This is a genomic window from Vibrio sp. 10N.261.51.A4 (genome assembly GCF_041471945.1).
Lineage (GTDB): Bacteria > Pseudomonadota > Gammaproteobacteria > Enterobacterales > Vibrionaceae > Vibrio > Vibrio crassostreae_C.
In genome coordinates this window covers 26347-35849 of record NZ_JBFRPJ010000081.1, presented here as the reverse complement: position 1 = coordinate 35849, position 9503 = coordinate 26347, and the positions used below count along the sequence as shown (strand labels likewise).

The following is a 9503-nucleotide window of genomic DNA, read 5'->3' as shown; positions in this document are numbered from 1 at the left end:
GCCAGAGCCAGAGCCAGAGCCCAAATATTCGAGTTACTCGACCTATGCCGAGTTGCGAGAAGCTGAATTTGAAGTGCCCAATCTGGAAGATGTTCAAAAATTACTGAGCCGCTTAGAAGCGACGAACGTGGTTGATGAACTGAACCTTGATGAATTAATGGATCAGAACACGCAGAAAATTGCTCAGCAAGCAGACATGCAAATATTTGATGCTGCGGTGGAATCCGTTCAGCTTTCTGTAGAGCCTGAGATTCAAGATTGGAACCTCCCAGAGTCAGATTCATCAATGGTTGTTGATCGACCTGTTGAACGACCAATTGAGCAGCAAGCTGAGTCACCAATAGCTGAAGAGTCTCCAATAGCTGAAGAGTCGCACGTTGAAGCTCAGCAAGACGGAACTCACACTGAAGAGTCAGAAATTGAATCTATCAGTGAGCCCGAGGTTGAGCTTGAAACTCAATCTGGCGGTATTGAGCGGTTTACCTCTTGGGAAACTACGGCTCGAACAGAAGATTTTCAGGTACTGTATTTTGACGTCAACGGGGTAACATTTGCTGTTCCTCTTGATGAGCTTGGTGGTATTCATCGCCTTGAAGAGCTAAGCCATTTGATTGGTAAGCCTGCTTGGTATTTAGGTTTGCAAACAAATCGAGATAGTCAGTTAGATGTGGTCGACACCGCAAAGTGGGTGATGCCTGAGAAACTAACGAATGATGAATACAAAGAAAACTATCAATATATAGTGATGCTGGGCGAAAGCTTATGGGGGCTTGCGGGTACTGAACTTAAAGGTACCGAGCTTCTTAATACAGATAAAGTTCGTTGGCGAGAAATGGCAGGTAAACGCCCATGGCTCGCTGGTATGGTAAAAGAAAAAATGTGTGCTTTGATTCATGTTGAAGCATTGATCGCCATGCTAAACGCAGGGCTAGATGTAAAAGCATTAAGCTAGTAATAAGCATTAGGCTAACAATAAACGCATCAAGTTAATAATAGTGGTCGGTAACGACGGCAAGAGGATTAAATATGTCTCATATGAGTGAAATTGAAGTAAGAAAAGACCCAACCAATGATGAAGTACTTCAATGGGTGACATTCCAGCTAGAAGAAGAAACTTACGGCATTAATGTCATGCAGGTACGTGAAGTACTTCGCTACAGTGAAATTGCTCCAGTACCGGGTGCTCCAGATTACGTTCTAGGTATTATTAACCTGCGTGGTAACGTTGTTACTGTTATCGACACTCGTTCTCGCTTTGGTTTGATGCAAGGTGAAATCACAGACAACACTCGTATCATCGTTATTGAATCTGAGCGTCAAGTCATTGGCATTCTAGTAGACAGCGTTGCTGAAGTGGTTTACCTACGTTCTTCTGAAATCGACACTACTCCAAGTGTTGGTACTGATGAAAGTGCTAAGTTCATCCAAGGTGTAAGTAACCGTGATGGCAAGCTGCTTATCTTAGTAGATCTAAACAAACTACTAAGCGAAGACGAATGGGATGAGATGGCTCACCTGTAATGTTTGAAGCGCTTCCTTTAAGCCCTGTTGCTCTGATTACCGGAGTCGGGGTTTTTACGTTATTCATCGTGATTTTGATTAGCAAAGTAAAACGTGCGATTAAAAAACAGCTCGATCAGTCACGCCTGCAAGTTCGTAACTTGGACAAAGAGCTTCAAAAATCGAGCAAGCAATTGCTTGAGGTTCGCTCTGTCGTGGTTGGCCTTGGTCAGAAAGTGACGGAACAGCAAGATCTAATAAAGCACTTGAATGAACGCATTGTAGAGCTGGAACATGTTGATACCGATGGGCGCTTGTACACGCGTGCAACGAAGATGGTTCAGCTTGGTGCAGGGATAAACGAACTGATCGAAGAGTGTGAATTACCTAAAGCTGAAGCTGAGCTGATGATGTCTCTGCAGAATAAGCTCGCGGGTAAGGAAAAAATTCCTTCGCTAAGAAGTAACCCTTCATCGTACGATGAACAGCCAGATGCATCTCATAAGCGCAGAGACCCAACTCGACGTCGTTAAATTGAGCGCTCGCTGCGTATTGAGTAATTGATGTTTATCGTGCACTCCTCTTAAAAGAAGCTTCGGCTTCTTTTTTTGTGCCTGACAGCTCTATATAGAACGATGTTTATAAGTGCTTGTATCTAAGGCAATATCTTGTTTGTTGATGAAAATGTGTAAATTGTGATGCGGTGGTAACAGTTTCTTACGGAGTTTGTTCTATCGAAAACGCCTAGTCCTGTTTTGTCACCATATTGGTGTGCTACTATAGCCCTTTCATTACTCGACTAAATTTACCTATGCTTGAAGTCTCAAATTTAACTGCTATTCGTGACGACAGGGTTCTATTTGAATCGTTGTCTTTTCAATTGAAACCCGGTGAGCTGGTTCAAGTTGAAGGTCGTAACGGTACTGGGAAAACGACACTCCTTAGGATTATCACCGGCTTAGGTGATCGTGATGAAGGCACTATCTCTTGGGATGGTGAGTCCATTGAAACGAGTCGAGATGTGTATCACCAAAATTTGCTTTTTCTTGGTCACCAAACTGGCGTAAAACGCGAGCTTAGTGCCTATGAAAACCTGAGCTTCTATCAATCGATTCACAGCAGTGGAACGAGTAAAGAAGAACTTTACAATGCATTGGCTCAAGTCGGCCTTGCTGGACGAGAAGACGTGCCTGCAGGTCAACTTTCGGCGGGTCAACAGCGCCGTGTAGCATTGGCTCGTCTGTGGTTAAGTAAGCAAATGTTGTGGATTCTAGATGAACCGCTGACTGCCATTGATAAGCAGGGCGTTAAAGTTCTTGAGTCTCTTTTTTCTCAGCATGCAGACAACGGTGGCATTGTGTTATTAACCACACACCAAGACATGTTTGCTGATAGCCCGAAACTAAGAAAAATAAAGTTGGGTGAGTAATATGATCTCTTCAATGACCACGATTATCCGACGCGAACTGCTTATCGCGTTTCGACGTCAAGCGGATATCTTTAACCCTTTGTGGTTCTTCATCATTGTTATCACGCTTTTCCCTTTGAGTATTGGCCCAGAGCCAAACCTACTTGCGCGTATTGCTGCGGGTATTGTTTGGGTGGCCGCTTTGCTCTCTGCATTGCTCTCTTTAGAGCGTCTTTTCCGTGATGATTTTCAAGATGGCGCCCTTGAACAGATGATGCTGATGCCAATCCCGTTGCAGTTGGTAGTATTGTCCAAAGTCATAGCACACTGGTTGTTGACCGGGTTACCATTGATTTTAATCAGCCCATTATTGGCTGTTTTGTTGTCTTTAGATTTTGATACATGGCTCTCAGTTGTGTTGACCTTGCTGGTAGGAACACCCGCATTGAGTTTTATTGGTGCGATTGGTGTTGCGTTAACCGTTGGGTTACAGAAGGGCGGAGTCCTGTTAAGCCTGTTAATCTTGCCGCTTTACATCCCCATTTTAATCTTCGCGACGTCAGCAATTGACGCTGCGGCTTTGGGCGTTGCATACAACGGTCAATTGGCGGTGCTTGGGGCAATGTTAATGGGTGCGATGACTATGACGCCTTTTGCGATCAGTGCCGCACTTAGAGTAAGTGTGAACTGATTGGGGTTCCGTTATCGTATAGCCAATGTGAACCAAATGTGTCGATTGGACTCATAGAGTCAATAAAACTGAAAGCAAGACAAATAAAATTATTATAATTATAGCTTTAATAGCTGTAAGCAATATGAAGTAAGAGTGAGATTACAACATGTGGAAATGGCTCCATCCCTATGCCAAAGCAGAAACCTCTTATCAGCTTGCTGGTAAACTTTTGCCATGGTTTTCGATCCTAGCGCTATTGTGTCTATCCGTCGGTACCGTGTGGGGGCTTGCATTTGCGCCTTCTGATTACCAACAAGGCGATAGCTTCCGTATCATCTACATCCATGTTCCGTCTGCAATCTGGTCGATGGGCGTTTACATGTCGATGGCGATTGCTGCCTTTATCGGTTTGGTATGGCAGGTAAGGCTATCAGACATGGCCGCACTGGCGATGGCACCGATTGGCGCTGTGTTTACCTTCATTGCGTTACTAACTGGCGCAGTTTGGGGTAAACCAATGTGGGGTGCTTGGTGGGTTTGGGATGCGCGTTTAACCTCAGAGCTGATTCTTCTATTCCTATACTTGGGTGTGATCGCACTACACCACGCTTTTGACGACCAAAAAACAGCAGCGAAAGCGGCGGGTATCTTGGCTATCGTAGGCGTGATTAACCTCCCTATCATTCACTTCTCTGTAGAGTGGTGGAATACACTTCATCAAGGCGCGACCATTACTAAGTTCGCAAAACCTTCGATCTCAAGTGACATGCTATGGCCGCTTCTTCTTAACATCTTCGGCTTCGCTTTCTTCTTTGGCGCTTTAACCATGATTCGTTTCCGTAACGAAATCATCAGTAAAGAAAGCCATCGTCCATGGGTTCGCAAGCTTGCGGCTGATAAAGCGTAGTAGGGTAGGTATTTATGTATTTTGAATCTTTGAGTGATTTCTTTGCCATGGGCGGTTATGCATCATACGTATGGAGTGCATTTGGAATCACATTTCTCTCGATGATTATCTTACTGGTGGTAAGCGTTCGTCGTGGTAAGCAATTACTAACTGAAGTACAAGCTAAGGTTGATCGCCAAGCTCGTATCGATGCAGCAAAAAATATGGAGAACACTCTATGAACCCAAGACGCAAAAAGAGGCTGGGCATTGTCTTAGCGATCTTTTTTGGTATCAGTGCAACTGTTGGATTAATGGTTTACGCACTTAACCAGAACATGGATCTGTTCTACACACCAACTGAACTTGTTAATGGTAAAGATGGTAAAAAACCAGAGGTTGGCCAACGCCTACGTATTGGTGGCATGGTTGTCGTAGGCTCTGTAAGCCGTGACAACGAATCACTACGAGTAAGCTTTGATTTGGCAGATGTAGGCCCTAAAGTAACGATTCTATACGATGGCATCCTTCCTGATCTTTTCCGTGAAGGCCAAGGTATTGTTGCTCAGGGTGTGCTTAAAAATGCAACGACAATCGAAGCGTTTGAGGTGTTGGCAAAGCACGATGAAGAGTACATGCCTTCTGAAGTTGCGGAAGCAATGAAGAAAACCCATGAGCCTTTGCAATACACGACTGAACAAAAAGAAGGAAATGCTCAATGATAGCCGAGATCGGCCATTTTGCGATGATCCTGTCCTTGGGACTTGCATTGCTGCTAAGCGTGCTCCCATTGTATGGAGCCGCTCGAAATAACACATTATTGATGAACAGCGCACGACCGTTGTCGTGGGGTATGTTCGGATTCTTAGCGATTTCGTTCTTTATCTTGTGTTACGCGTTCTACACCAATGATTTTACGATTCAATACGTAGCAAGTAACTCGAATAGCCAACTGCCTTGGTACTACCGAATTACGGCGGTTTGGGGCGCTCACGAAGGTTCATTACTGCTTTGGGTTCTTATCCAAGCGGGTTGGACAGTTGCAGTAGCGACGTTTAGCCGTGGTATGCCTCAAGAGTCTGTGGCTCGCGTACTGGCTATCATGGGTTTGATTACTGTCGGCTTCTTGCTGTTCATTATCGTAACGTCTAACCCGTTCCTACGTACATTGCCTTTCTTCCCTGTAGATGGCCGCGACTTGAACCCACTACTGCAAGACCCGGGTTTGATTATTCACCCGCCAATGCTTTACATGGGTTATGTAGGTTTCTCGGTAGCGTTCTCTTTCGCCATCGCTTCTCTAATGAGTGGTCGTTTAGATACGGCATGGGCTCGTTGGTCGCGTCCTTGGACAATCGCAGCTTGGTTATTCCTAACGGTAGGTATCGCACTAGGTTCATGGTGGGCTTACTACGAACTTGGCTGGGGTGGCTGGTGGTTCTGGGATCCAGTAGAAAACGCTTCATTCATGCCTTGGTTGGCTGGTACTGCTCTAATGCACTCACTAGCGGTAACTGAGAAGCGTGGCACATTTAAAGCTTGGACAGTACTGCTGGCTATCTCCGCATTCTCGCTAAGCTTACTAGGGACATTCTTAGTTCGTTCGGGCATCTTGGTATCGGTTCACGCATTCGCGTCGGATCCTGCTCGTGGTATGTTTATTCTAGGTTTCCTAGTCTTTGTTATCGGTGGTTCACTGCTGTTGTTTGCTATTAAAGGCGCGTCGGTTCGTGTTCGCGGTAACTTCGATCTGGTTTCTCGTGAAAACGCACTGCTTGGTAACAACATCTTACTGATTGCAGCGCTTGTCGTTGTGTTAGTAGGTACGCTACTGCCATTAGTTCACAAACAGTTAGGCTTGGGCTCGGTATCTATCGGTGCACCATTCTTTGATATGTTGTTCTTCTGGTTAATGATCCCGTTCTCGTTCCTGCTTGGTATCGGTCCTCTGATCCGATGGAAACGTGACAACCTGTCTAAGCTTGTTAAACCAATGCTGATTTCAGGTGCACTCTCACTTGGCTTGAGTGCGCTAATGGTTGCTCTACTGGCTGACCGCTTCAGTGGTACTGCGTTTGCTGGTTGGGTAATGGCGTTCTGGATCATCTTCATGCACGGCTTTGAGCTGCATGAGCGTGCGACTCACCGTCATACATTCTTGAAAGGTCTAACTAAGCTACCTCGTAGCCACTGGGCAATGATGTGTGGTCACATAGGTTTAGCCGTGACAGTGATTGGTATCGCGATGGTGCAAAACTACAGCATCGAACGTGATGTACGTCTGGCGCCAGGTGAAAGCTACCAGCTTGAAGAATACAGCTTCCTGTTTACAGGGGTTCGTGACAAAGATGGTCCTAACTACGATGGTTACATTGCTGACTTTGAAATTACTAAAGAAGGCAAATACATCAACACGCTTCACGCTGAAAAACGTTTCTACACCACAGCTAAGTCTATGATGACAGAAGCAGCGATTGACCGTGGCGTAACGCGCGACCTTTACATTGCAATGGGTGAACGTTTAGACGACAACAAATCTTGGGCTGTACGTATCTACTACAAACCATTTGTACGTTGGATCTGGGCAGGTTCTTTGATTATGTCGATTGGTGGCGCTATTGCTATCAGTGACCGTCGTTACCGTTTCCGTAAGCCAATGAAAAAGTCGGCTGAAGAGCAGGAGGCTTAATTCGAATGAACAAGAAGATTTTATTCATTCCATTGATTGCGTTCATGGTTCTAGCTGGAATCTTTGCAACGCAATTAATGCGCAACCAGTCGGGCGATGACCCAACTAAGCTAGAATCCGTATTGATTGGTAAGCCTGTTCCTGAGTTTGGTCTAGAAGACTTAGAACAACCAGGTAAGTTTCATGATCAAGCGATCTTTAAAGGCGAGCCACTGCTTCTTAACGTGTGGGCGACTTGGTGTCCTACTTGTTATGCAGAGCACTCTTACCTGAACAAGCTTGCGGATCAAGGCGTTAAGATCATTGGTCTTAACTACAAAGATGATCGCAACAAAGCGGTTGGTTGGCTAAAAGAGTTGGGTAACCCGTACCTAATTAGCCTGTTTGATGGTAATGGCATGCTAGGCCTTGACCTTGGCGTGTATGGCGCGCCTGAAACTTTCCTAATCGATGCTAACGGCGTAGTTCGCTACCGCCATGTTGGTGACGTGAACCCAACCAACTGGGCATCGACGCTTGAGCCGATGTATCAAGAGTTGTTGGAGGAATCGAAATGATTAGAAAGGCACTGATTACTCTATTCGCTACGTTCGCAATTTCAGCGACTGTTTCTGCTGCGCCTATCGAGTTCCATGAATTTGATACCGTGGATCAAGAACAGCAGTTTAAAGAGTTGAGTAATACGCTACGTTGCCCTAAATGTCAGAACAACACGATTGGTGATTCGAATGCTGAGCTAGCGGTCGACTTACGCCAAAAAGTGTACGAGATGACAAAAGACGGCAAGTCTGAGCAAGAAATTATTGATTACATGATTGCTCGTTACGGTAATTTTGTAACGTACAACCCGCCACTGACCTTAGCTACATCGATCCTTTGGATTGGTCCGTTTGCGGTTGTTGTGTTTGGATTTGGTTTGATTATTTTACGAAGCAGAAAGTCAAAATCAAAAGCAGCAGTAGAGTCAGATAAAGACTGGGATGCAGACAAAGAAGCTCGCTTAAAAGCGTTACTCGATGAAGAGAACGACGGAGATAAGAAGTAATGACTCTATTTTGGATTTCTACCATTATCCTTTCGCTAGCGGCAATTTTATTAATTGTTCTGCCTTTCATTAACAAGAAGGCAAACAATGACGAGATGCTTCGCGACGAGTTGAATAAAGCGTTCTATAAAGACCGTCTTGTCGAGTTAGAAGTAGAAGCAGAGGAAGGTCTTGTTGATAACCAACAAGAACTGATCGCTGATTTGAAACAGTCTCTGCTTGATGATGTTCCTGCACAAGAAGAGATGAAGAAAACTCAAATCTCTACGCTTGGTGTGGTTGTACCGTCGATCATTCTTGTCGTGGCTGTGACTTATGGTATGTACTTTAAGTTCGGTGCATTGGACAAAGTTCAACACTGGCAAGAAGTGAGCTCGAACCTTCCTGAGTTGTCTAAAAAGCTAATGTCATCGGAAGGTGGTGCACTAACGGATGATGAACTGGAAGATTTGACTCTGGCGCTTCGTACTCGTCTGCATTACCAACCAAAAGATTCAACAGGTTGGTTACTACTCGGTCGTATTGCACTGGCTAACCGTGATGCTGAAACAGCAAAAGATTCTATGGAGCGAGCTTACAAGCTTGAACCTAAGAATGAAGATGTTCAGTTAGGTTTCGCACAAGCACTGATGCTTTCTCCTGATGAAGCTGATCAAAACCAAGCTCGTTTGATTTTGAGCCGTTTGATTCAAAACGATTACGTTGACCTTCGTGTGTTCTCACTGCTTGCGTTTGATGCGTTTGAGCGTCAAGACTACCCAGGTGCGGTGAAGTACTGGAGCATCATGCAGCAGATGATTGGTCCACAAGACAGTCGCTATGAAATGCTTTCGCGCAGTATTGAAAGTGCTCAGAAGAAAATGGGCGACAATATGGGTGTCGACCAAGGTAAGACTGTTGCTGTAACGCTCGATCTATCTGCAGACGTGAATGCTGACCCTAACTCAGTGTTAATTGTTTCAGTACACAGAGCAGATGGTTCTCCAATGCCTATCGCAGCCGCTCGTTACCCACTAGGGACTTTCCCTCGTACTGTTGTTCTAGATGACGGCAACAGCATGCTGGAAGGACAAGAGCTGTCTAGCCTTGAAACTCTGATGGTTAGAGCTAGGCTTGATACAGACGGCAACGTTTCAACTCGCGAAGGCGATTGGTACGGTGAAAGTGAAGTGGTTGAACTGGGTGCTCCAGTTACCATTGATATCAATAAGCAATATTAATCATCACTTTGCATAGGTGTTAGCTATTCCGATTTGCAGATAAACGGTATAGACTTAGCCAAACAATTGAGGCCAGCGATTGC

12 protein-coding genes are annotated in these 9503 nt (G+C 45.1%); all 12 read left to right on the top strand.

Translation table 11 applies throughout. The features are described from left to right. The coding region (locus tag AB4384_RS17805; RefSeq protein ID WP_102321168.1) for a chemotaxis protein CheW at window positions 1-952 on the top strand (952 nt) is incomplete at its 5' end. 74 nt (window positions 953-1026) lie between these two features. Further along, window positions 1027-1521, top strand: coding sequence for a chemotaxis protein CheW (locus tag AB4384_RS17800; protein ID WP_004736225.1), 495 nt, complete (start codon window positions 1027-1029; stop codon window positions 1519-1521). Beyond that, window positions 1521-2033 carry a DUF2802 domain-containing protein gene (locus tag AB4384_RS17795; protein ID WP_372129888.1) on the top strand — a complete coding sequence of 171 codons (513 nt, stop codon included), beginning with the start codon at window positions 1521-1523 and terminating at the stop codon, window positions 2031-2033. Before AB4384_RS17800 ends, AB4384_RS17795 begins: the two co-directional genes overlap by 1 nt. A 278-nt stretch (window positions 2034-2311) precedes the next feature. Further along, complete coding sequence (gene ccmA, locus AB4384_RS17790; RefSeq protein ID WP_012603450.1) at window positions 2312-2929, top strand: cytochrome c biogenesis heme-transporting ATPase CcmA; 618 nt, start codon at window positions 2312-2314, stop codon at window positions 2927-2929. A 1-nt stretch (window position 2930) separates the two neighbouring features. After that, the gene (ccmB, locus tag AB4384_RS17785; RefSeq protein ID WP_017060658.1) at window positions 2931-3599 is read left to right on the top strand and encodes a heme exporter protein CcmB; all 669 of its coding nucleotides are present in this window, start codon (window positions 2931-2933) and stop codon (window positions 3597-3599) included. A 148-nt stretch (window positions 3600-3747) separates the two neighbouring features. Continuing rightward, window positions 3748-4488 (top strand): heme ABC transporter permease, encoded by a 741-nt coding sequence (locus AB4384_RS17780; protein ID WP_004739880.1) that lies wholly within the window; start codon window positions 3748-3750, stop codon window positions 4486-4488. Between the two features lie 14 nt (window positions 4489-4502). Beyond that, window positions 4503-4709, top strand: coding sequence for a heme exporter protein CcmD (ccmD, locus tag AB4384_RS17775; protein ID WP_008218322.1), 207 nt, complete (start codon window positions 4503-4505; stop codon window positions 4707-4709). After that, window positions 4706-5188, top strand: coding sequence for a cytochrome c maturation protein CcmE (gene ccmE, locus AB4384_RS17770; RefSeq protein ID WP_017060655.1), 483 nt, complete (start codon window positions 4706-4708; stop codon window positions 5186-5188). The genes ccmD and ccmE overlap by 4 nt, the downstream gene beginning before the upstream one ends. After that, on the top strand, window positions 5185-7155 hold the full coding sequence (locus AB4384_RS17765) for a heme lyase CcmF/NrfE family subunit (RefSeq protein ID WP_372082568.1): 1971 nt from the start codon (window positions 5185-5187) through the stop codon (window positions 7153-7155). Before ccmE ends, AB4384_RS17765 begins: the two co-directional genes overlap by 4 nt. A gap of 5 nt (window positions 7156-7160) precedes the next feature. Next, window positions 7161-7712, top strand: a complete 552-nt coding sequence (locus AB4384_RS17760) for a DsbE family thiol:disulfide interchange protein (protein WP_017060653.1) — start codon at window positions 7161-7163, stop codon at window positions 7710-7712. Further along, window positions 7709-8200 (top strand): cytochrome c-type biogenesis protein, encoded by a 492-nt coding sequence (locus AB4384_RS17755; RefSeq protein ID WP_065583667.1) that lies wholly within the window; start codon window positions 7709-7711, stop codon window positions 8198-8200. The genes AB4384_RS17760 and AB4384_RS17755 overlap by 4 nt, the downstream gene beginning before the upstream one ends. Further along, on the top strand, window positions 8200-9420 hold the full coding sequence (gene ccmI, locus AB4384_RS17750; RefSeq protein WP_372129887.1) for a c-type cytochrome biogenesis protein CcmI: 1221 nt from the start codon (window positions 8200-8202) through the stop codon (window positions 9418-9420). Before AB4384_RS17755 ends, ccmI begins: the two co-directional genes overlap by 1 nt. Window positions 9421-9503 lie beyond the last annotated feature (83 nt).

Bases quoted from the DNA above. Each gene is read 5' to 3' on its own strand.
- ccmB (WP_017060658.1), top strand. From the start codon at position 2,931: ATGATCTCTTCAATGACCACGATTATCCGACGCGAACTGCTTATCGCG.
- ccmD (WP_008218322.1), top strand. From the start codon at position 4,503: ATGTATTTTGAATCTTTGAGTGATTTCTTTGCCATGGGCGGTTATGCA.
- ccmA (WP_012603450.1), top strand. From the start codon at position 2,312: ATGCTTGAAGTCTCAAATTTAACTGCTATTCGTGACGACAGGGTTCTA.
- AB4384_RS17760 (WP_017060653.1), top strand. From the start codon at position 7,161: ATGAACAAGAAGATTTTATTCATTCCATTGATTGCGTTCATGGTTCTA.
- AB4384_RS17800 (WP_004736225.1), top strand. From the start codon at position 1,027: ATGTCTCATATGAGTGAAATTGAAGTAAGAAAAGACCCAACCAATGAT.
- AB4384_RS17795 (WP_372129888.1), top strand. From the start codon at position 1,521: ATGTTTGAAGCGCTTCCTTTAAGCCCTGTTGCTCTGATTACCGGAGTC.
- ccmE (WP_017060655.1), top strand. From the start codon at position 4,706: ATGAACCCAAGACGCAAAAAGAGGCTGGGCATTGTCTTAGCGATCTTT.
- AB4384_RS17765 (WP_372082568.1), top strand. From the start codon at position 5,185: ATGATAGCCGAGATCGGCCATTTTGCGATGATCCTGTCCTTGGGACTT.
- ccmI (WP_372129887.1), top strand. From the start codon at position 8,200: ATGACTCTATTTTGGATTTCTACCATTATCCTTTCGCTAGCGGCAATT.
- AB4384_RS17780 (WP_004739880.1), top strand. From the start codon at position 3,748: ATGTGGAAATGGCTCCATCCCTATGCCAAAGCAGAAACCTCTTATCAG.
- AB4384_RS17755 (WP_065583667.1), top strand. From the start codon at position 7,709: ATGATTAGAAAGGCACTGATTACTCTATTCGCTACGTTCGCAATTTCA.